Origin of the sequence: Paenibacillus terrigena DSM 21567 (genome assembly GCF_000374845.1) — a bacterium.
In the GTDB taxonomy this organism is placed as follows: Bacteria; Bacillota; Bacilli; order Paenibacillales; family Paenibacillaceae; genus Paenibacillus_K; species Paenibacillus_K terrigena.
The window spans coordinates 205,404-225,941 of the sequence record NZ_KB895417.1 but is presented as its reverse complement, the minus strand read 5'-3'; the positions used below and the strand labels follow the sequence as shown (position 1 = coordinate 225,941).

21 protein-coding genes are annotated in these 20,538 nt (G+C 48.3%); 10 read left to right on the top strand and 11 right to left on the bottom strand.

Annotated features, from left to right (window positions below; translation table 11 throughout):
* Positions 1 to 12: 12 nt before the first annotated feature.
* Positions 13 to 360: an MmcQ/YjbR family DNA-binding protein gene (locus C558_RS0117120; RefSeq protein WP_018757516.1), complete on the top strand. Its 348-nt coding sequence runs from the start codon at positions 13 to 15 to the stop codon at positions 358 to 360.
* A gap of 427 nt (positions 361 to 787) precedes the next feature.
* On the opposite strand, the gene C558_RS0117115 is transcribed toward C558_RS0117120, so the two are convergent.
* Positions 788 to 1,660, bottom strand: coding sequence for an SDR family oxidoreductase (locus C558_RS0117115; RefSeq protein ID WP_026263967.1), 873 nt, complete (start codon positions 1,658 to 1,660; stop codon positions 788 to 790).
* A 132-nt stretch (positions 1,661 to 1,792) separates the two neighbouring features.
* Here C558_RS0117115 and C558_RS0117110 point away from each other — a divergent pair, with 132 nt between their 5' ends.
* Positions 1,793 to 2,776 carry a helix-turn-helix transcriptional regulator gene (locus tag C558_RS0117110; protein WP_018757514.1) on the top strand — a complete coding sequence of 328 codons (984 nt, stop codon included), beginning with the start codon at positions 1,793 to 1,795 and terminating at the stop codon, positions 2,774 to 2,776.
* A gap of 44 nt (positions 2,777 to 2,820) precedes the next feature.
* Here the strand turns inward: C558_RS0117110 and C558_RS0117105 are convergent, their stop codons facing one another.
* The 3 genes from C558_RS0117105 to C558_RS0117095 form a co-directional block, all read right to left on the bottom strand.
* Entirely contained in the window at positions 2,821 to 4,023 is a 1,203-nt protein-coding gene (locus C558_RS0117105; RefSeq protein WP_156826165.1) for a hypothetical protein, read from the bottom strand.
* Positions 4,024 to 4,120: 97 nt separating this feature from the next.
* Positions 4,121 to 5,383 carry a hypothetical protein gene (locus tag C558_RS0117100; protein WP_018757512.1) on the bottom strand — a complete coding sequence of 421 codons (1,263 nt, stop codon included), beginning with the start codon at positions 5,381 to 5,383 and terminating at the stop codon, positions 4,121 to 4,123.
* Between the two features lie 18 nt (positions 5,384 to 5,401).
* Complete coding sequence (locus C558_RS0117095) at positions 5,402 to 6,118, bottom strand: SOS response-associated peptidase (RefSeq protein WP_018757511.1); 717 nt, start codon at positions 6,116 to 6,118, stop codon at positions 5,402 to 5,404.
* A gap of 101 nt (positions 6,119 to 6,219) precedes the next feature.
* Between C558_RS0117095 and selD the strand changes: the two genes are divergently transcribed.
* Both selD and mnmH read left to right on the top strand, forming a co-directional pair.
* On the top strand, positions 6,220 to 7,269 hold the full coding sequence (gene selD, locus C558_RS0117090) for a selenide, water dikinase SelD (RefSeq protein ID WP_018757510.1): 1,050 nt from the start codon (positions 6,220 to 6,222) through the stop codon (positions 7,267 to 7,269).
* Positions 7,270 to 7,284: 15 nt separating this feature from the next.
* The gene (gene mnmH, locus C558_RS0117085; protein ID WP_018757509.1) at positions 7,285 to 8,316 is read left to right on the top strand and encodes a tRNA 2-selenouridine(34) synthase MnmH; all 1,032 of its coding nucleotides are present in this window, start codon (positions 7,285 to 7,287) and stop codon (positions 8,314 to 8,316) included.
* Positions 8,317 to 8,521: 205 nt separating this feature from the next.
* Here the strand turns inward: mnmH and C558_RS0117080 are convergent, their stop codons facing one another.
* The 3 genes from C558_RS0117080 to C558_RS0117070 are packed head-to-tail and all read right to left on the bottom strand — an operon-like array spanning position 8,522 to position 11,595.
* On the bottom strand, positions 8,522 to 9,607 hold the full coding sequence (locus C558_RS0117080) for a Gfo/Idh/MocA family protein (RefSeq protein WP_026263966.1): 1,086 nt from the start codon (positions 9,605 to 9,607) through the stop codon (positions 8,522 to 8,524).
* Positions 9,608 to 9,619: 12 nt separating this feature from the next.
* Positions 9,620 to 10,555, bottom strand: a complete 936-nt coding sequence (locus C558_RS0117075; protein ID WP_018757507.1) for an AraC family transcriptional regulator — start codon at positions 10,553 to 10,555, stop codon at positions 9,620 to 9,622.
* A gap of 35 nt (positions 10,556 to 10,590) precedes the next feature.
* Positions 10,591 to 11,595 (bottom strand): Gfo/Idh/MocA family protein, encoded by a 1,005-nt coding sequence (locus C558_RS0117070; RefSeq protein ID WP_018757506.1) that lies wholly within the window; start codon positions 11,593 to 11,595, stop codon positions 10,591 to 10,593.
* Between the two features lie 256 nt (positions 11,596 to 11,851).
* Between C558_RS0117070 and C558_RS0117065 the strand changes: the two genes are divergently transcribed.
* The 6 genes from C558_RS0117065 to C558_RS0117040 all read left to right on the top strand — a co-directional run bounded on the left by C558_RS0117065 (position 11,852) and on the right by C558_RS0117040 (position 16,897).
* Positions 11,852 to 12,085: a twin-arginine translocase TatA/TatE family subunit gene (locus tag C558_RS0117065; protein ID WP_018757505.1), complete on the top strand. Its 234-nt coding sequence runs from the start codon at positions 11,852 to 11,854 to the stop codon at positions 12,083 to 12,085.
* A 20-nt stretch (positions 12,086 to 12,105) separates the two neighbouring features.
* Positions 12,106 to 12,870, top strand: coding sequence for a twin-arginine translocase subunit TatC (gene tatC, locus C558_RS0117060; protein ID WP_018757504.1), 765 nt, complete (start codon positions 12,106 to 12,108; stop codon positions 12,868 to 12,870).
* A gap of 15 nt (positions 12,871 to 12,885) precedes the next feature.
* A complete protein-coding gene (locus C558_RS0117055; RefSeq protein WP_018757503.1) occupies positions 12,886 to 13,359 on the top strand; it encodes a VOC family protein in 474 nt (157 codons plus the stop codon).
* Between the two features lie 149 nt (positions 13,360 to 13,508).
* Positions 13,509 to 15,047, top strand: coding sequence for a beta-N-acetylhexosaminidase (locus C558_RS0117050; RefSeq protein ID WP_018757502.1), 1,539 nt, complete (start codon positions 13,509 to 13,511; stop codon positions 15,045 to 15,047).
* Between the two features lie 46 nt (positions 15,048 to 15,093).
* On the top strand, positions 15,094 to 15,696 hold the full coding sequence (locus C558_RS0117045) for a hypothetical protein (RefSeq protein ID WP_018757501.1): 603 nt from the start codon (positions 15,094 to 15,096) through the stop codon (positions 15,694 to 15,696).
* Between the two features lie 121 nt (positions 15,697 to 15,817).
* Positions 15,818 to 16,897, top strand: coding sequence for a M42 family metallopeptidase (locus tag C558_RS0117040; RefSeq protein ID WP_018757500.1), 1,080 nt, complete (start codon positions 15,818 to 15,820; stop codon positions 16,895 to 16,897).
* A 102-nt stretch (positions 16,898 to 16,999) separates the two neighbouring features.
* Here the strand turns inward: C558_RS0117040 and C558_RS0117035 are convergent, their stop codons facing one another.
* The 4 genes from C558_RS0117035 to C558_RS0117020 all read right to left on the bottom strand — a co-directional run bounded on the left by C558_RS0117035 (position 17,000) and on the right by C558_RS0117020 (position 20,438).
* Entirely contained in the window at positions 17,000 to 18,502 is a 1,503-nt protein-coding gene (locus tag C558_RS0117035) for a methyl-accepting chemotaxis protein (protein ID WP_040675236.1), read from the bottom strand.
* A 4-nt stretch (positions 18,503 to 18,506) separates the two neighbouring features.
* Complete coding sequence (locus C558_RS0117030; protein ID WP_245583821.1) at positions 18,507 to 19,076, bottom strand: hypothetical protein; 570 nt, start codon at positions 19,074 to 19,076, stop codon at positions 18,507 to 18,509.
* Between the two features lie 350 nt (positions 19,077 to 19,426).
* Positions 19,427 to 19,774: a hypothetical protein gene (locus C558_RS0117025; RefSeq protein WP_018757497.1), complete on the bottom strand. Its 348-nt coding sequence runs from the start codon at positions 19,772 to 19,774 to the stop codon at positions 19,427 to 19,429.
* A gap of 73 nt (positions 19,775 to 19,847) precedes the next feature.
* The gene (locus tag C558_RS0117020) at positions 19,848 to 20,438 is read right to left on the bottom strand and encodes a hypothetical protein (RefSeq protein ID WP_018757496.1); all 591 of its coding nucleotides are present in this window, start codon (positions 20,436 to 20,438) and stop codon (positions 19,848 to 19,850) included.
* Between the last annotated feature and the right edge of the window lie 100 nt (positions 20,439 to 20,538).

The window sequence follows — 20,538 nt, the reverse complement described above, 5'->3', positions numbered from 1 at the left end:
AATGAATCGCACATGATCCATTATCTCGAATACTGCTTAAGCAAACCAGGTACTAGCCTGACTTTCCCCTTCGGGAATGAAGTGCGCGTCCTCAAGGTAGGGAATAAAATGTTCGCACTCATGTCGTCCGACGATCCAGCACCCGACATCAGCTTGAAATGCGATCCCATTCGTGCCGCTTCGCTTCGGGAACAATATGCGGAGATCAAACCCGGCTACCATCTGAACAAGAAGCATTGGAACACCGTCACCCTAGATGGCAACCTTACGGACGAGGAGATCAAGATGCTGATCGATCATTCGTACGAGTTGGTCTTCAAAGGGTTAACGAAGGCGGAGAAAGCCGAAATCTCGGGATAAGTTAAAATTAGCTAGGAAGATGAAGCAAGAGGTGTTCTTGCTTCATCTTTTTTTGGTCGACAGTATCACGTCGTACGATGCTAGTTCCCTGCTGCTATGTTGGATTTCGTACAATATAGGACGTAGATAATAACCCTTTGCCTCGTCTATCATGGATCTGAGCAGGATAGAAGACCATAAATGGCTTGTTTGCGCCGAAATAACCCCAAGTTACTGCAGGAATCCACTATAGTATAAGATTGCTTCTTATAGGACCCAAGTTACTGCAAATATACAGGTTAGCCAATTCTGTTCTATACATCATCTCCTCTTATCTCGATGGATTGAATCTCATACCCGTTTACCAGGCCTTTATTGAAGGTGCTTAATCAATAGAGCCGCCTATCTTGGTTTGGACCCAGATAGGCGGCTCCTTTCCGAGGTATGATTATGCTTTCGCAACATGCTCCGCATAATGCCGTCCCCAATGCGGTCTTGTCCCATCAAGATCCGTGAAGTCGTACACCTCTGACAGTCCCCATGTGCTATAGGTTCCGCCTGTTTTCTCGAATACGTTCGGATCGCTCGCCAGCGCAACGACAGCTCGGCCGATATAATATGGTGTCTCGGATGCGATGAAGTTAGGGTCCTTCTTCGCACCTTCCTGCCAATTCGCTTCGGTAACACCGAAGTGCTCCAGCATCTCCTCCGACCGTAAAAATCCTGGCGTTAACGATAGCGCCGTTATGCCATGAGGACGCAAGTCCGCAGCCATCGCTTGCGCCAGGTGAATGTTCGATATCTTGGCCAAGCTATAGTACAGATTGCCGCGATAATCATAGCTGACCCCGTCCGTAATCTCGAGAATCAACCCTTGCTTATTCTCGACCATGAGCTGCGCCGCATAGTAGCTTGTAACCATGTGCGTTCGTACGGCTCGCTCCTGAACGAGCAAACCTTTCGCAAGTGAATGCTCCCAGAACGGTTTCGTCCAATCGACCAGCGATTCGCCACCCCAAATATCATTGACGAGAATATCCAGACGTCCTTGCTCCTGCTTCACACGCTCGAATAGGGCAACAACTTCCGATTCCACCGTGTGGTCCACACGAACTGGAAAGGCTGTGCCGCCTCTTGCCTGAATTATCTCTGCTGTCTCATCAATCGTCTCACTGCGTCCGATATCCGATAGAGATCCGCGGACACTGCGCCCCGTCACATAGACCGTCGCTCCCGCTTCCCCCAAGGATACAGCAATCGCCCGCCCTGCACCTCGAGTTCCTCCTGCCACAACAGCTATTTTTCCTGCCAGCGATTTGATCTGCATAGAATTTGTCATAAGAATCGTCATCCACCTTTCCTATTTGCTTGTTACCTGTGTCTAATGTATCATCCCTATGATGACATCTATTGTCATATATGAAATTCAGTTTGATCCAAGGAGGTCTTCAGCATGCGCGGCGACCGCTTATTATCCATTCTGTTATATCTTCAGAGCCATGGCAAAATGACAACATCCGAACTCGCAGCAAGACTCGAAGTCTCTGAGCGGACCATTCATCGGGATATGGAAGCCTTGAGTACGGCCGGGATTCCGGTCTATGCAGAGCGCGGCTCAAGCGGAGGATGGGCGCTCATGGAAGGATACCGCACCAATCTTACGGGATTACATGCGGACGAGATGATGTCGCTGCTGTTAGCTCATCCCTCGGAGACGTTGTCTGAACTAGGTCTGCATAAAGAATATGATTCCGCCCTGCTCAAGCTGCTCGCTTCTTTGCCCAAAACCCTCCAAGCGGATGCTGAATTCGTCCGGGAACGCATTCATATTGATGGCGCGGGCTGGAGCACTGGGGGCAGCAGCTCTTCCTGGCTATCAGTCGCCCAAGAAGCCGTGTGGGAAGCAAAACAGCTATTCATTCACTATCCGTCATCCTCTCAGTCTGAGGTGACCGAACGGGTGATTGAACCGTTAGGCCTCGTCGTCAAAGGAAACGCATGGTATGTCGCTGCCCTTACATTAGAAGGCACGTATCGCACGTATCGTATCTCCCGGATCAAGCATGCCAGCAAGAAGGAGCAATCCTTCGAGCGCCCCGCCGACTTCAATCTTGCCACTTACTGGGATGCATCTGTGCAGAGCTTCAAAACGAATCTACCTCGCTATGAGGCCGTCATTCAGGTACATAACGCCATCCTAACTCGGATTGAGTATGCACGATTCGCAACCATCTTACACAAAGAGCCCCTGCATGACGTTCCGCAGCGGAGCACCGCACGGATTCAATTCGATACGCTCGAATCCGCAGCCTCCTATCTGCTAGGCTATGGGCCAGACGCCGTGGTCGTCGCCCCGCAGGAGCTGCATGACCTCGTCGTGCGGCAGGCTGAGGCGATTATCGTGGCTTATCGGAATACAACGCACAAAAAGAAATAGGGCTGAACAGTTAACTCCTGCCCAGCCCTCATCACCCAAATCCGTTAACGATTCGATGTAATTGTAATATCCGAATACCCTAGTGTTTTCAATTGTGCTTGTGTCATGAAGACACGGTCATTCATGATCCTACTGTTATCCGGGGTAAGTTCGATTTGCCGTGAACCGACTTGGATCGTGTAGCGATATCTCGGTGCTGCTGCACGATCCTTAGCGGACTCCAACTTGACTTGCCAATGCAGCTTCTGCGCCAGCTCACGCATCGGAATCCATTGCGCTCCATCTCTGTTGAAGACATATGGGACTGCAATCTCTTTGCCGTCAACATGAACCGTATGTAACTTATCCCTTACGACCGCAACCGGGTGAACCGGGAGTTTCCAGACGTCCAAATTCGCATCGAGCTTCGGTTGCTGTTCATATCCTGGCGGTGACCAAGCAAATAGACGGCCCCGCTCCGTATCATCAACTAGAAGACGTGACTTTTTCGTACCAAGATCATATACCATTTCTCGTCGAGACGGTTCATTATTCACATAAACCATCAGGTTGCTCTTGATATCATAGGCATATAATGTCCCTAACAAGATCCGCTCCCACTTCCCAGATGCAGGATCGTATGTCACAATCTCATTCTGACGGTCTTTCTCACTATAGCGCTTCAAAATGATCCGATCGTCTGCCGTCCAAGCCGCTCTTGCATTTCCGTAGCTCTCATTCCACTCTACAATCTCTCCTGTTTCGACATTACGCATCCAATAGACATAGCGTTTGTCACCCACAGTGAGATAATACGATTGCTCGATAAAAGCCCACTTGCGATTCGGTGACAGTATGAAGTTCGGACCCTCGTGGACCGTGTCCTCCGTCCAGTCATAATAAGAAGGTTGGAATTCCATATCCACATTGTACGGAATCCAGACGTTAGGCGCGTCCTTTGGGGTCCCTTTACTTACCCAAGTAAATCCTTCTCCCCACCGACTTAGGCTTCCATCCGGCTTGCGTTCAACGACGGCACTCCAGTAGCTATCTCCATCATGTCCACTCACATTGTAATAAACCGTTCCCCTCTCCTCATCGATATACCCAACGTATTGATTCTCAATCTTCGCGACGTCCGGACGATTCTCCACGACCGTACCTGCCAGCGTATTCGACTCTGCTGCATAACTCACGCTACTACCCATCAGCAGCGTAGCGCTCAACACAGCCAACGCGACAATTCTCCACTTCCCATTTACTCTCACACGTAACACTCCCCAATAGGAATAAAATGACAGGTTGGAAATTAATGTAACAACCATCCTATAGACGCCCCTTTGCCAGAAAGGTTGCAGTCCACCACTAATTCGTATTGAAGACACTATCCGTAATCATCTTACTAATTACATCCTGCACATCAGGCGAGATCTGCGTTCTGACCGGTCCGAGCAGGGACTGGACTTCTTGATTACGGAAATCGTAGCGATTCGCTTGAAATACCTTTGTAAAATGCGCTAACGTCTTGTCCAAGGCTTCCGGCGTCACGCCTTTGGCCGGTCCTTCTCTTTTCAACAAAGTCATATATCGGTTCAAATAATCGGCCTTATCCTCAATTCCTCCATCAAAAATGTACGCAACCCGTCTCGATATCTTCTTCTCGCCCGAACTTGATGCACTTGTAAACGGTGGGAGCCACCCTTCATTCTGATAAATGATCACAATATCATAACTGTCTGCGGTAATTCGCGGGTCCGTGAAGTCGATTAAGAACTGCCGTACCCCCGGATTTACGTATATTTCTTTAAGCCGGATTCCTTTCTCCTTCTCATTGTCCGCATAAGGTGCAGGCACGAGGTACGCTCCCACGGCATTGCCCTTGAACTTCACGATCGCAGCATCATCTTTGGACGAATAAAATTCCGTACTCGAGACGGCTATGGATGGGAACCATGCGCTTTTAGCCGATGGATATATATAGAAGGCGATCATGAAAATGAACATCATCACGACGTACAATCCATAGCTTTTACCGATATATCTCTTGGTGGAAGTCACCCGAATGATCAGATAAAAGCCCAAAAGCACGAGCGCGATCACCACGGCAACGATGAGATAACTGATCGAATCCAGCTGATGATTTTGCAATACATTCACCAATAAGTAGATAAATAACAACGGAAATGCGAGCGCACATAGAATGCTTAACCCGCAGTAGTAGAGCACGATCGTAAAATACTTCTCAATCTTAGCCAGCGTAATGCGAGAATCTTGTATGAAATAGAATGCAAAATGAAAAAGATAGAACAAAATGGGGATAAAAATAGAGCAGACCATGCCCTTAATCATATAAATCACGAAATTCCACATCATATTCAAATCGATCTGATCATCGACATAAATATCCCGCTCCATGGCACCCACCGTATTAAAAATATAGATTAACGCCATAATAATCGCGCCAATGATAATCGTGTGACGAATATTAATGCGATCCATCGTAGTTATCCCATCATCGAGAAGGGCAGGTACGGTCGGCTTCTGAGGCTTCTTTCTGGTCCTCCACCTCCATTTCCATCGCTTCTGCTTGTACGTCTTCGCACGAGACAATTCGACTTCATTTTCCATCGTTATGCTCCTCTCCCTTTAGAATAAGTACGGCTGCTCGGACTCCTCCGTCACCTTAAGTTCCTCCACCTTCGCAACACATTCCGGGCCATCATTCTTTACGCTTCCCACGGTGCTGGACACCGCGTAGCGCATCATTTCGGATTCAGGAAAAGGTTTCAGCAGGGTCAGCAGCTTGTCCGGGTTCGACTGATGGCGGTCCAGCCAGTATGCCTCATCTTCCTTCCGCAAAATAACCGGCATCCGATCATGCACATCGGACACCAGGCTGTTCGGCGTCGTCGTAATAATCGAGAACGTGCTGATCTTCTCGCCGTCTTCCGGGTTCACCCAGCTATCATATAAAGCCGCCATGCTGAAAATCCCTTCATCCCTCCGCATGAACCGCATCGGCTGCTTCTTGCTTCCAAACGCCTTCCATTCGTAGAAGGAATCCGCTGGAATGATGCATCGTTTACGGTAAACTAGATTACGATATGAAGGCTTCTCCAGCAGCGTCTCCGCCTTCGCATTGATCATGCCGCCCGCCTTCCGCTGATCCTTCGCCCAGTTCGGGACGAGCCCCCAGCGCAGCGGACCCAGACGGTTGCGGCTTCCATCGTTAATAATCGCGGGGACAATTTGCATCGGAGCCACGTTGTATCTGGGTAGATAGAAGGGGTCATTCACTTCTTCGATAAAATATCGCACGACTAACTCGTCGAAGGTCATCGTAATGGTATATCGTCCGCACATGAGGCGGTCCTCCTCGAGAATAGATTTCGAACCGTAAAATCGGTTATCATGAATATATAATTACTTCCATCTTAGTCCAAGATTGAAAGGGGAACAAGAACATGTCTGCCTCAGAGAAAATTAAATTAACCTCTTATTCCACGAAAGGAGGATGCGGATGCAAAATCGGCCCTGCGGATTTGTCGCAAGTCATTCGCTCCTTACCGCCAGCGATCCCGAACCCGAACCTTCTCGTCGGGATCGATACGAGCGATGATGCAGGTGTCTATAAACTGACTGACGATCTTGCAATCGTGCAAACCGTCGATTTCTTCACCCCGATCGTGGATGATCCGTATGCCTTCGGCCAGATCGCTGCTGCGAATGCGATCAGCGATATTTATGCAATGGGCGGCAAACCGCTTACTGCACTTAATATTGTAGCTTTTCCGATCCATACGTTGGACAAACAGGTCCTCGCCGATATTCTGCGCGGCGCCCAAGACAAGATGAATGAAGCTGGAGTAATGCTCGTCGGCGGGCACTCTATCGATGATAAAGAGCCGAAGTTCGGTCTTGCTGTGACAGGCCTTGTACATCCCGGTAAAGTCCGTGCCAATGCAGGAGCCAAGCCTGGGGACAAGCTAATCCTCACCAAACCGATTGGCGTCGGCATCCTCACAACATCGATTAAGAAAGATCAGCTTAGTGAATCGGAAGTCGAACGCGTAACGAGCGTCATGGCGACATTGAACAAGAAAGCCGCTGAGACGATGGAGCCTTTCGATGTCCATGCGTGTACGGATGTGACGGGATTCGGCTTGATGGGACATAGCCTTGAGATGGCCAAGGGCAGCGGCGTTGGATTAATCATTCATGCGGATCAAGTCCCTGTACTGCCACGCGTGCGGGAGCTAGCCGAAGCAGGCTTCGTGCCGGGCGGCACCAAGAACAACTTCGCTCACGTGCAGGAATCCATCACTTTCCCGGCCGAGCTGGATCAGGTCGGACAATGGATTCTGTGCGATGCCGTCACCTCCGGTGGACTCCTCATTTCCGTCGCTGGTGAACAGGCCGAGGAATTACTTCAACAACTGCAACAAGCCGGCGTCGAAGCAAGTATGATTGGCGAGACGACCGAGAATCATCCAGGACGTATCGTCGTACGCTAAAGGGGTCATTCAACCGTGTTCCAAGATATCACCATCGAACAATTATTAGCACGTAGATCATCCGGAGAGCTGACGTTAATTGATGTCCGTTCGCCTTCCGAATATCAAGAGAACACCATTCCAGGCAGTCTGAACATCCCGATCTTCGATGATGCCGAGCGCGCTGAGATCGGTACGATTTATAAGCAAGTTAGCGTCGAAGCAGCTAAGGACCGAGGACTCGAAATTGTCTCCGCCAAGCTGCCGACCTTCATCAAGACTTTCGCCCAAATCCAAGGTCCAAAGGCCGTCTTCTGTTGGCGGGGCGGCATGCGAAGCAAGACGACAGCGACGGTGCTCGACCTGATGGGCATCAAAGCTTCTCGCCTCATGGGCGGGGTTCGAGCCTATCGGCAATGGGTCGTCGCTACACTTGACGGGTTGGAACTGCCGCCGGCTGGATATGTCATTAACGGCAATACCGGCACTGGCAAAACGTTGATTCTACGCCGCCTCCAATCCGAGGGATACCCAGTGTTGGACCTGGAAGCGATGGCGGGTCATCGCGGTTCGATCTTCGGACATATCGGATTGCATGCGAACAATCAGAAATCCTTCGAAGCGCTGCTCGTCGAGCAAGCACTCATGCTGCAAGGTTCGCCTTATGTCCTCATGGAAGGCGAGAGCAAACGTGTCGGTAAGGCCGTGCTGCCCGACTGTGTCGTGCGTTCGAAAGAATCCGGCACCCAGCTCTTCATCGAGCTTCCGCTAGAGGAACGGGTACGCCATATTCTCGAAGATTATCAGCCGATGCAGCATAAGGATGACCTGGTGCAAGCCTTCAAGCATATCAAGAATCGCATCCATACCCCGATCGCGAAGGAAATCGAAGCCAATCTGTTGATCGGACAATTCGAACGTGCGGTGAAGCTACTGCTGGAACATTATTACGATCCAAGATACGCACATGCGATGAGCCAATACGAAGGGGATCGCATTGTCATTGAGGTGAATACGATCGAAGAAGCCATGGAGGCGGTAAAGGCACATCTTCCCGTGAAAGCTTAAATAAAGACCTACGAAATATTAAACAGTGTCAAAATCCAATAATACGAAAGCTCCAACGCCCACATCACTGTAGGTATTGGAGCTTTTTTCATGTCTGTCTATAGTGGACTCTAGTCTAGAAATAAAACCGCTCCTTCATGACAATGGAAGCATAGCAACCCTGTCAAAAAAGAACGGTTTGATTCGATCAAGTATTTCCCTTCCCCTACATCTCCGGAATCACAATCTCCACTTCCCGCTTCAATTGCGAAGAACGCAAGATACCATCCAGAATCGCTTGATTCCGCAGAATCTGCTCACCCGGAATCGGTGCAGGCTCCCCGGCACGAACGGCGCGAACGAAATCCTTCACCTTCTCCTCGAAAACATTGAGCTTGTGCTCTACGATCGGAATCGCGCTCTCCGTATGATGGCCTTGGATATCATGAAACAGCGAGATCGAGCCTACGCTGCCATCCCATACGCCGCTCCACGGACCTTTGCCAGCAGGCGTTACCTTCATCCCTGCATCCGTCCCGAGGAACATCGTCGCACCGAGCGTGTCCATATGCATCGCCCAGGAGGTCTTGAAGTTCAGCACCAAATCGCCTTCGAAGCGCACGATAGCAACCCCGAAATCTTCCACATCGAACTTCGACGCTTCCCCATGGTATTTCGGATTCGTGCCGAAATAGTTCGACGTATACGCCGAGACCGTCAGAGGCTTCGGATACCCAAGTGTGTTCAACGCCAAGTCAAGCGAGTAGCAGCCAATATCCGCCATAGCGCCAGCCCCTGCAATCTCCTGACGGATGAACGATCCACCCGGCATGCCGCGGCGACGGCCGCCTCCGGTTTCCACGTAGTAGACTTTACCCAGTTGACCGGACTCAACCATTTTTTTAATCGTGCTCATATTCGGGTCATAACGCGGCTGGAATCCGACATTGAGCATGAAGCCGGTCTTCTTCGCCACCTGGACCATATCGACCGCTTCTTCGAGCGTTACCGACATCGGCTTCTCCAACATCACATGTTTACCTGCATTTAACGCGTCAATCGTCGTCTGGGAATGTGCCACATTCGGTGTGCAGATACTTACGCCGTCCAAATCCAGCTCCAGCAGGTGGCGGTGATCTTCATAAGCTGCGGCGCCCTGCAGCCCCCATCGCTGGACGAACTGCTCCGCACGGCCCGGCATAATGTCTGCCACCGCGACGACTTCAACGTCTTCCATTCGTTTATAGGCCTCAACATGGCCGCCAGCAATACCGCCGCTTCCAATAATCCCTATCCGAATTGCTCTTCCCATGGCCATTGTCACCTATCCCCTCGCATTCATTCTTCGATATAGCGATGGCGTCATCGCATACCGTTTCCGGAATACCGTATGCAGGTAGCTTCCGTTCGAGAAACCCTCTTTAAGCGCAATATCTTCAATCGGCATCGTGGTCTCAACCAATCGCCGACATACCGCATTTAGTCGCACATCCTCTACGATTTCACTGAAGGAACGTCCATCCCCCTGCTCCTTCAAGATGCGCTGCAGCTGCCGCGAACTGATATGAAGCTTATCTGCGACATCGCTCAGTATCAATTGGCCTGTCGAATTCGTCTGAATATACTCCAGCGCCAATTGATATCGATACGCCTTCATATCACGGAACGGCAGTTCGGCTTCATTCGGTTCCGAATAATAAGCACGGACCGCACGCAGTAAGATTTGGACAATACATTGCTTAATCGTCGTATATACGCCGTTATACCGCTGTGCCGTTGCTTGGTAGGCATCTAGGAAGTATGGCATCGCTCGGTAAATATCCATCGTCGGCTTCAGTGGAAGCTGCCTCAGCTTCTCCACACAATCGCGTGCTTCATCCACTTCCCACGGATTGATTAGGGAATCCGCAAGCAGAGATTCCTCATCTCGCTCAACAATATCCACATGGAGACATAACTCTTCCATGGATTCACGGGGATCCGCCTCTTGATAGTGCAGCACATCCGGCCCCGTCAGATAGAACATGCCTTCTCGAAGCGTGTACGGCTCATCAACCAGGATCACACTCCCTTTGCCGCGAGGGATGAAGTGAAATTCAAATTCCGCATGCTTATGGAACGACACGATCTTCCCTGGTGCAAAAGATGTGAGATGGAACCGGAGAACGCGAATTTCATAATTGCCCCATGTTATGCTCAAATCGAGCCTTTCCAGCGCATCTTGGCGATCTCGCATCACTTCATAAGGAAAACTGCTCATTCCATACACCTCTCATAACATAACCTTAAAGTATTTTAGGCTTGAAGCTCATCCAATCGAATACTACGCTGCTCGCGAGCCGATTGATTCGCTGCCTCCATTAATTTCGTCAATTCCACCGCAATCGCGATATTCTCATCTGCTGTTGTATCATTCTTAATATGGTTAATCCATTGCTCGAATGCGCTCTCACGCTTCGTAGGTAACGGCTGTTCTACCCATGCGTTAGCGTCTTCTTTCGCTGGGTTCGATGTACGCAGTAGCAATTTCTCATCCGGCGTACCGAATAAGAGCGTACCTTCCGTGCCATGTACCTCAATCGTAAATGGAGAGAAGTTGTTAACGAATCCGGCTTCCACAATCCCTACAGCACCTGATGTCGTCGATAGTGTTGCAACGGCGTTATCTTCCACTTCTTTGCCTGTTACATAACCGAATTGCGCCTGTACGCCCACTGGCTCTTCCCCGAGGAATACGCGTGTCAAATACATCGGATGGCAGCCAAGGTCGATCAATGCGCCGCCCAGACATTCTTCCAGACCATAGAAATGCTCTGGCAGCCAACCTGCCGTCGCACCATTGTGAGAGAGTCGTACGCGAACGAGCGTTACTTTGCCGAGCAATCCTTGATCTAAGATGTCACGAATGGCAAGGGTATAGTTATCATTTAATCTTGGCAAAGACACCGTCAATTTGACATGGTGCTCCTTCACCGCGCTTAGAATTTCATTCACTTCATGAAGCGTTGGAGCTAGAACTTTCTCGGTGAAAATATGTTTGCCCGCACGTGCCGCAGCAAGTATGACGTCACGGTGCATCGATGTAGGCGCATCCACAATCACGCCATCAATATCATTCCGCTGCAGCATTTCTTCGAGTGAGGCATGGAACTGTGCCCCTTGTTTGTCTGCCGCTTCTTGACCACGCGCTGGGTTCTCATCCCATACCGCAACGATCTCCGCCTCTGGATGCTCTTGCGCTTGCTTCGTGTAATCCCATGCATGTACGTGCCAATAACTAATTTTTCCGATTCTAATCATTCTTAAGCTCACCTCTGTATTTAATATTAGGACATCATGAACATAATCTATCATATCATTTTAGCTTATTTCACTATGTTTACACGACAGATAACTTAAAATTCGCGACATAAATTCAGAAAGTCGCATTTCTATATATCTATCAAATCCAAGTGATGAATTTCATGGAAAAGATATTGGTCATATGCCTAGATTCCGTTTATAATTGGTAATGAGTCCAAATTGAACGAGCTTAAATTATTAGGAGGCGTATATCATGTTCAGCAACATCGGAGCGAGCGGTTTTATCATGATCGTTATTTTAGCGCTTATCATATTCGGTCCTAGCAAATTACCCGAACTCGGCCGTGCCGCAGGCAGAACACTGCGCGAATTCAAAAATGCGACGAGCGGTTTAATGTCAGACACCGAACCTGCGAAGAAAGAAACATCTTCTCCTGCTGCGCTGCGGTCCGAATCCGAAGAAAAAGACAAAAACACGCAGCAATAAGCTGCGGCTAGGTGATAAGGATGCCCGAGAAACTACAAGCCATCTTACAACATATTGGTGATCTACGCAGACGGTTGATATGGATCATCGCAGTACTTTTCCTGACGGCCATTATTGGCCTTTTTATTTCCCAGCAATTGATTGCTTATCTCAGAAGCGTTCCGCCAGGATCGACGTTCGAATGGAATGCTTTTTCACCGTGGGATGCCATTAAGGTCTATATGAATGTGACGATCCTATTCGCCTGCGTCATTACCCTGCCGTTCACCCTATTCCAGCTCTGGAAATTCGTGAAGCCAGGACTGCGGAAGAAGGAGCAGCAGGCGACCTTACGATACATCCCGTTCGTCTGTCTCATGCTTATCGTCGGACTTGCTTTCGCCTACTTAGTCGTCTTCCCGATGGCGTTCAAGTTCACGACCCGGATGACTGTAAGCATGCATCTGATTCCGACGTACGGCGTGTCGCAATACTTTGGATTCATGTTCAGCCTGGTTATCCCGGTGTCCCTAGCGTTCGAGCTGCCTGTCCTTGTCATGTTCCTGACAAAGTTGCGCATCCTGAACCCGAAGAAATTGCACAAGTTCAGAAGATATGCCTACTTCATTCTCGTCATCGTTGCGACCATGATCTCACCTCCAGAGCTGATCTCTCACCTGATGGTTGCCATTCCACTGCTCATCCTATATGAGATTAGTGTCGGTGTATCCAGCATCGTGTATCGTAAGCAGCTCACCGCCGATCAACAACTTGAAACGGATGCCGATGAACAGCATATCGCTTAGGAGGACGCAGATTCTATGATTCGAGGCTTATACGAGACCCACTTGCCGGTGCGCAGTCTAGCGGTCTCTATCTCGTTCTATGAACGGCTTGGATTAACCTTCGCCAGATGGCAGGGCGAACATACCGCATTCTTATGGATAGAAAAAGGCAAGAGCTGGCTCGGTTTATGGGAAGGAGAGCAGGTCAACACGCCTTACCATGCATCACTGCGTCACATTGCCTTTACAACGACTTATGAGGATCTTCGGCATGCTGCGGCATGGCTTCGATCCATGCAGATTGAGCCTGTCATTTTTCCGGGACAAGCGACAGGCGACCCCTTCGTTCGTCCGAGTCAGGCGAATGCCTCGATTTACTTCGATGATCCCGACGGAAACAGTCTTGAGCTCATGGCGAACATTGATGTCCCTGTTTCATTACGGGAGATCACCACGCTGCTTACCATCGAAGAATGGGAAGATCAACTGCGAACGGTACAACAATCCTAAATGTATAGCAATGCCCTCGAATAGCGGTGAAGGACCTGCAAGTTGTATGGTGCTTCACCGCTATTTGTATGGTTTTCCCTACGATTCAATCGTGATATGATAGTCTCGTCATTTTGTATATTTTCCCAATAGAAATGGAGGAATTTGCGATGAGCAAGATCAATGCAGCACCATCCATTGTGCCTAGCTTAAGAGAGTGGACAGGGCGGACAGGTAATTTCCAATTCCATCACACAACGCGAATTGTCATTGATGCGAAGAACGCCAATGTGCTACAGGAAATTGCAAACGCTTTACTAGATGAACTGAAGCAAGTAACTGGGCTTGAGCTTACGATTCATACGGCTCCTGCTGCAGAGCACGGCGATCTCTTCTTGACTATGAATATGGAAGACATGGCCCTTGGCGAGGAAGGATATGCCCTTGATGTAAGCGATAGCCTCTGCATCCAAGCCCCAACGGCTGCGGGCATCTTCTACGGAACACGAACACTGCTGCAGATGCTAACGCTCGATGTGGAGGCGCAAAGTCATGTCCCACAAGGTGTTGCACGAGATTACCCATCGTATCGGCGCCGCGGCATCATGCTCGATGTCGGACGCCGATATTATTCCGTGCCATATCTCGAGGATACGATTCGTCGCCTTGCCTGGCATAAGTTGAACACCTTCCAGCTTCATTTCAGCGAATGGAACGGCTTCCGATTGCAGAGTGAGACATACCCGGGACTCGCATCGACCAAATCTTACAGCAGAGCGGATATCGATCATCTACAAGCTGTCGCCAAGCGTTATCATGTCATGATCATTCCTGAAATTGAAATGCCGGGCCATTGCGCCATTCTCAATAAATATAATCCAGCGCTGAAGTTCACTTGCCCTTCGATGGATATGGATACAACCGGATGGAGTATTCCTGAATTTACAGTGGATTACACCAAGCCCGAGACGCGGGAATGGCTGAAGAAGCTCGTGGATGAATTCATCCCTTGGTTCGAATCGCCCTACTTCCATATCGGCTCAGATGAAATTCAGACGGAAGAATGCATGAAAGCTTCGGCGGTGCTCGCCCTATATCAGGCTAAACAAAACCATCCGAAAATCGGCGACAGCTTCATTGAATTCATCAATGAGATGAGCGAGCATGTGAAGAAGGCCGGCAAAATCCCGATGAACTGGAACGGCTTCGAAGACTATGATCCGAGCATCGCGCTACACCCGGACAACGTCATTACCGTCTGGAGCGATGAAGGAAGCCATTCAAAGCAAGCGATCGATTTCGCGGAGGAAGGCTATACCGTCTATGCCTCGCCTGGCAATGTCCTCTATGTCACACCAGGCAAACAGTTACTGCCGGACAACAACTATGTATATGAGACTTGGGAGCCGACAACGCATACGAACATCACCGGTTATTTCCTCTCGATCTGGTCCGACTACTGGGATCTAGTCCAGACGCCGGATGGCCGAGTTGGCTATGAAAGTGGTCGTTCCTTCAAAGGCGAGGAAGTTGGAGATGGCGTCCACGTCATTCCTGAATCCAACTTCGAAGATGCCTCCCGCGGACCGCGCCAGGTTCTGGCTGAACGGATGTGGGGTGGACCGCGTTCTGCGACGACCGCGGAGTTCTTCGAACGTGTGGAACGGATCGGGGATGAACCTTCGATTCGAGGGGATGTAAAGAAATAAACATCCGTAACAGGAATTAACCAATTTAACTCGGAGGGTCATATACTTGAAGATTTTGAAGACAGTACTCATCTCTCCAATGATATTCGTATCAGGTTGCAGTACATCTAGTCCAAATTATCTGGATGCATCATTGTTGAAGCCTAATCAAATATCTACAGAGGAGTTAGCATTGTATGATAAGAAAAACTCAACAATGATTAAATTAGGCATGTCTAGAGCAGAAGTTGAGAAGCAGATTGGCGAACCGAACGAATTTAACAATGTCGTATATACGTATCAGTATGATGGAATAGAAATCCGCTATGATAATAAAAATCATGATCGAGTCATAGCCATTTGTATAAATGACAACACGCCTAATTATACGAAATATGCTACGCCAAGGGACATCCGATATAATGACTTGTACTCGGATGTGATTAGTACATACGGTGACAAGGGGCTTGTTACTGAATCCGATAGCAATATCAGTTTGACTTATGCTCTTGAACTTAAGGATAACAAGTTTACGATGATCAAAGATTATTTTGGATTAGACACTAACAATATTTATTATGTATCCATGAATTTTTACAATAAGGACAAATTATCTTATCTTTTAATCTCAGATTATGAATTTGCCCAAAATCCAACTAAATATTATTAAGTTAGGGTTCTAGCTATCACATCACGAACTTGCTTCCTAATCGCAAGAAGTTCATACTGTAGGTAGATTAATTTGGAAGCCTCAACAGGCTTGAATTTTTTCATAAAAGGAGTATATAAGCATGCAACAAGAAACGTTGGATCTGTTCCGCAAATTAACGGAGTTCCCTGCCGCATCTGGTTTTGAACGTGGGCTTCGTGCACTCGTCAAAAGCGAAATCTCGAAATACACCGATGAAATCATCCATGATGCACTCGGCGGCGTGTTCGGTGTCATGCGTGGGAACGAAGAAGGACCTCGCGTCATGGTGACAGGACATTTGGATGAAGTCGGCTTCATGTCTACGCAAATTACCGATACCGGGATGATCAAATTTACGACCCTCGGCGGCTGGTGGGGACAAGTCATCCTCGCACAACAAGTCGATGTCATCACACCGAACGGCCCGATCCGTGGTGTTGTGGGTTCCATTCCGAAGCATCTCCTGGATGAAGCAACGGCGAACAAGCCGGTCGATCCGAAAGTCATGTACATCGATGTCGGTGCAGACAGCCGTGAAGATGCCGAGGCAGTAGGTATTCGTCCAGGCCAACAAATTGTGCCGGTCTGCGAATTTACACCGATGCTCAATCCGAAGAAGATCATGGCCAAAGCTTGGGATAACCGTTATGGTGTAGGGCTTGCGATTGAACTAATGAAGGAATTACATAACGAGAAAGTGCAGCTGCCGAATATTCTGTTCGCGGGTGCAACGGTTCAAGAAGAAGTGGGACTTCGCGGTGCGCGCACAGCTGCGAATCTGATTCAACCAGATATTTTCTATGGACTGGATTGCAGCGCAGCCAACGACATGACAGGCGATCGCAATTCTTTCGGCCACTTGGGCAAAGGCGCATTGCTGCGTATCTTCGACCCGACGATGATTACGCATCGCGGTCTCATCGAATTCGTACAGGATATTGCGGATACGCACAAAATTCCTTACCAATACTTCGTATCGCCAGGCGGTACCGATGCAGGTCAAATTCATATGAGCGGCATCGGCGTACCATCGACGATTATCGGGGTGGTTGGCCGTTATATCCATACCCCTGCTTCGATTGTACATACCGATGATATCGATGCAGCCAAAGAATTGCTCATCCAACTCGTGAAACATACCGATCGTACGACGTACAATACGATTGTGGAGAATAGCTAGTCCGACTGATTCACAAATCCAAGAAAACCCCACTGCTCTGAGAGAAGGTAATGAACCCTTTCCCAGACAGTGGGGTTTTGCTATGTATTCTTAATGAATCCGTTAGGCTTGATGCTCTGCCAATTGTTTCAGACTGGATACGCGTTGATCCAGACGATCATATCCTTGAACGAGTGCTCCAATTTGACCATCCTGATGTTCCATGCTCGCTGTCACTTCTTCAATCGACATCATATGCTGTTCCGTACTTGTAGCAATGGAGATCATACCTTGGGCCATCGTACCATACTGCTGCTCCAGATCAGCTACGGCAGTGCGCATAAGCTCTGCTTGACTGTTGACTTGATCCGTATTCCCCATAATCAACCGCACGATGCCTTCTACGGCATTCGTTGCTTCGACACTTGATGTTACAGCGCCTTCGCCTTGATCAATTAGGTGGGCTGCATCTGTAATCTGGCTCTGAATACTTTCAAGGATGGAGGCTATATCCTGCGCCGCACGCTGAGAATGATCAGCGAGCTTACGCACTTCATTCGCAACAACAGCAAAACCCGATCCGTGCTCACCTGCGCGAGCCGCTTCAATCGCCGCATTCAATGACAATAAATTGGTCTGAGCAGATATCTCACTGATGGTCTGCACGATGCTTCCCACTTGATCCGTTTGCGCCGTAAGTCTATTCATCAATTGAACCGTTTCACGGATCATGGACTGGACATGTCCAATTTCTTGGACGAGTGTTGATATTTGGGTATTCCCTTGCGTCACCAGATTCAGCGTCTCCGTCGCAACCTCATCCAACTGCCCGCTGCCCTCGCCGACATGTCGCAACGAACGCTCCACGGCTTGAACCGAAGCATTCATTTGATGTAGATTATTCGTCTGCTGCTCAATCGAGCTTGCGATCTGAGCAAAGGTTCCCACGACTTCGCGGGAAATGCTGCTCGTCGTCACTACGCGTTCCTTCTGCTCTATGCTAAATTCATTCAACATCGTGACGGATTCACGAATCTCAGTTAGCAGCTTCTCTGTTTGCGCTTTGGATTGCAGCGCTGCTTCGCTATGCTCCAGCACTTGCCGCTGCAGCTTCTCGATGAATATAGCTGATGCGCACAAGGCAATGGTCGCCAATACCACATACAATAACAAATAAAGAAGTGGCTCCTTCGTGAATAATGCATTATGCAAAACCGGATGATTGTACACATAGATCGTTGTAGCAATACTAAGTACACCAGTCAACAGCACGGGACGGAAGTTCGAATAAAGCGTCATGATACCCATATTCACATACACAAGGAGGTATGTACTAAAGATTGGGTTCGGGTCAGAGAGCATCAGCAATAGAATAAGTCCTGTCATAATAACGGGAACGAAATACATAATGTATTGGACTGCAAGACGCTTATACGTCAAAAATGTTGCAATCCCGCAGCCTACCGATCCACCAATGACTAGCGTGTATATCAGCTCGGCCTGAGCCCCTGCTGCAAGATTCGTTACGGTTCCTAACACAATCATCGCCCATATTATTTTGACAAACAATCGGTTTCTCTTGTCTAGAATATTCCGCTCGTTCAAACCTCTCCACTTCCTATTCATTAATTTATCCTACTATCGATACCCCCTCTACCTCTTGGGGATCCGGCAGTAACCATTCAAAATCGGATTTATTCTCACGAACTTCACCCACGTGAATAATCGTAGGTATGACATCATCTCCTTTATAAGCAGTTCGACCCGCAATCTGAGTTGTTGGCACGTGGAACGATACCCGAAGCGCACGGGCAAATACCGGCTCTAGCAAACAAATAAAATAATTCAAATGATGCTTGTCCGCATAATGCACCATCGCCGACAGCAAACGCGAGATGTTCGGTCCCCGATATTGTTTTAATAGAGCTACTTTGTCCACTTCTGCGACACGCGCAGAAGGTTCTATCAATTCTGGCTGCTCATGAAATGGCGCAATTTGGTGAATGGGATTGCTCTTTTCAGCGTGATAAGGTTTAATTTCGAAAGTACCTACATGCACCCCTTCTTCATCGCTTACGATCAGCCGATCCAGGACTTCTTGCCCATATTCAAGTTCAAACCCTTTTTCACGCCATACCTCTGTCCAAATGCGATGAAACTCCAACAGTTGTGAATGATTCTGAACAACGGTATACATCATACAACCCCTTCCCATTTTTAAATAAATTGGTTATTTTTGTGTGTTCCTACCCTTATTTTACTGATATATTGGGAAAAGAACCATACAAGCGCCAATTTTTCCTACTAAATACCTAGGAATAGTTTTATTTTAAAATGGTCAATAGAATTGATGATCTTTTTTTATCACTTGTTATCATTTATCGGCAAAACTAATCATTTCATTGAACATTACAGAGCGGTACCATTTAACATTTTTGTAAAAAAGCCATATCCCGCTAAAACAAACAACCCCGCATCACGCGATAAAGGGATGACCCTTTGCCACGAACTACGGGGTTCATTGGTACTGAACAACGTAAACAGTATCGCTTACAACATCAAAGTGAAATACACGCTGAGTCCGATCACCAATACAGACGAAATGCTGCATAAAACCGTGTGCAGCCCCTCCATCCGATGCTTCACCGCATAGATCAACTGTCGAACAGCAAAGAGAATACCCACCACATTCAATACGATGACCAGAATCATGAACACATTCATGAACGTCGACGAACCCGCAGCCATATCATGATGATGCATCGTCGCCATGGTACTCATCAGCATGGGGGCCGAGAGCCAGTGCACCGTATGCAGCACAATGACGCCTAGTAGAGATAGGACAGAAGCTGCCGAATACTTCGATTGCGCCCGCATTCGCATCATTCTCGATATCATGCTCACCACATCCTTCTATCCTTGATGGCAGATGTTCGCAAGAACTTCCTTTACTCATTATACGGGGGAAGCTTCAGAACATTCGTAATGATTCCATCTCACTACTCGTTGTTTCCTCGTCTATGCATTGGACAAATTCTGCCGGATAACACCGAATATAAGCGCCAATCCGCTGTAATGTGGCAGGTCCGAACTGACGGAACATTTGATCCAGCGGTGAGATCGCAGCGAACATTTGCTTATCCTCATCTAGATCGTGATATATATGATGGATTTGGTCAATGTCCCGGGTATCGTGTCTAGAAGTAAATACCTTCTCTACTTCCTCGAGCAGTCTCAGCATTGTAATTTCCCCAAAATACTGAACCGCCTTCTTCAGACTCGACCAGAACATCGGCTGCGCAAAAAAGTACGCACTCCACCAGTAGAACTCGGCTTGGGATTGTATGGCATGGTGATGATAGGAACAATACATAAATAACGCTTGTTGACCCGGGGTCAACTGTTTATAGAATTGAACTTTGGCTAATACGCCGTCTCCGCCCATCTCTTCATTCTTCTGCATCAACTCTTTGTAGGTCGCGATGATCGGCTTAAAACATACCCATACCAAGCTTTCATCCGTTGAGGAATCGAATGCTTGGCGTTCTACAAGAAAGTCCATCTTTTTACCCACTCCCTACGTATAAATATACAGGAAATGGAAGATGTAGGATAGGTGTTTATTATGATTTTGTTGCATTTATGTTTGTGATTTCCAAATT

Bases quoted from the DNA above. Each gene is read 5' to 3' on its own strand.
- C558_RS0117075 (WP_018757507.1), bottom strand. From the start codon at position 10,555: ATGAGCAGTTTTCCTTATGAAGTGATGCGAGATCGCCAAGATGCGCTG.
- tatC (WP_018757504.1), top strand. From the start codon at position 12,106: ATGCCCGAGAAACTACAAGCCATCTTACAACATATTGGTGATCTACGC.
- selD (WP_018757510.1), top strand. From the start codon at position 6,220: ATGTCTGCCTCAGAGAAAATTAAATTAACCTCTTATTCCACGAAAGGA.
- C558_RS0117055 (WP_018757503.1), top strand. From the start codon at position 12,886: ATGATTCGAGGCTTATACGAGACCCACTTGCCGGTGCGCAGTCTAGCG.
- C558_RS0117035 (WP_040675236.1), bottom strand. From the start codon at position 18,502: ATGAATAGGAAGTGGAGAGGTTTGAACGAGCGGAATATTCTAGACAAG.
- C558_RS0117030 (WP_245583821.1), bottom strand. From the start codon at position 19,076: ATGATGTATACCGTTGTTCAGAATCATTCACAACTGTTGGAGTTTCAT.
- C558_RS0117050 (WP_018757502.1), top strand. From the start codon at position 13,509: ATGAGCAAGATCAATGCAGCACCATCCATTGTGCCTAGCTTAAGAGAG.
- C558_RS0117095 (WP_018757511.1), bottom strand. From the start codon at position 6,118: ATGTGCGGACGATATACCATTACGATGACCTTCGACGAGTTAGTCGTG.
- C558_RS0117040 (WP_018757500.1), top strand. From the start codon at position 15,818: ATGCAACAAGAAACGTTGGATCTGTTCCGCAAATTAACGGAGTTCCCT.
- C558_RS0117070 (WP_018757506.1), bottom strand. From the start codon at position 11,595: ATGATTAGAATCGGAAAAATTAGTTATTGGCACGTACATGCATGGGAT.
- C558_RS0117110 (WP_018757514.1), top strand. From the start codon at position 1,793: ATGCGCGGCGACCGCTTATTATCCATTCTGTTATATCTTCAGAGCCAT.
- C558_RS0117100 (WP_018757512.1), bottom strand. From the start codon at position 5,383: ATGGAAAATGAAGTCGAATTGTCTCGTGCGAAGACGTACAAGCAGAAG.
- C558_RS0117065 (WP_018757505.1), top strand. From the start codon at position 11,852: ATGTTCAGCAACATCGGAGCGAGCGGTTTTATCATGATCGTTATTTTA.
- C558_RS0117120 (WP_018757516.1), top strand. From the start codon at position 13: ATGATCCATTATCTCGAATACTGCTTAAGCAAACCAGGTACTAGCCTG.
- C558_RS0117080 (WP_026263966.1), bottom strand. From the start codon at position 9,607: ATGGGAAGAGCAATTCGGATAGGGATTATTGGAAGCGGCGGTATTGCT.
- C558_RS0117020 (WP_018757496.1), bottom strand. From the start codon at position 20,438: ATGGACTTTCTTGTAGAACGCCAAGCATTCGATTCCTCAACGGATGAA.
- C558_RS0117025 (WP_018757497.1), bottom strand. From the start codon at position 19,774: ATGATATCGAGAATGATGCGAATGCGGGCGCAATCGAAGTATTCGGCA.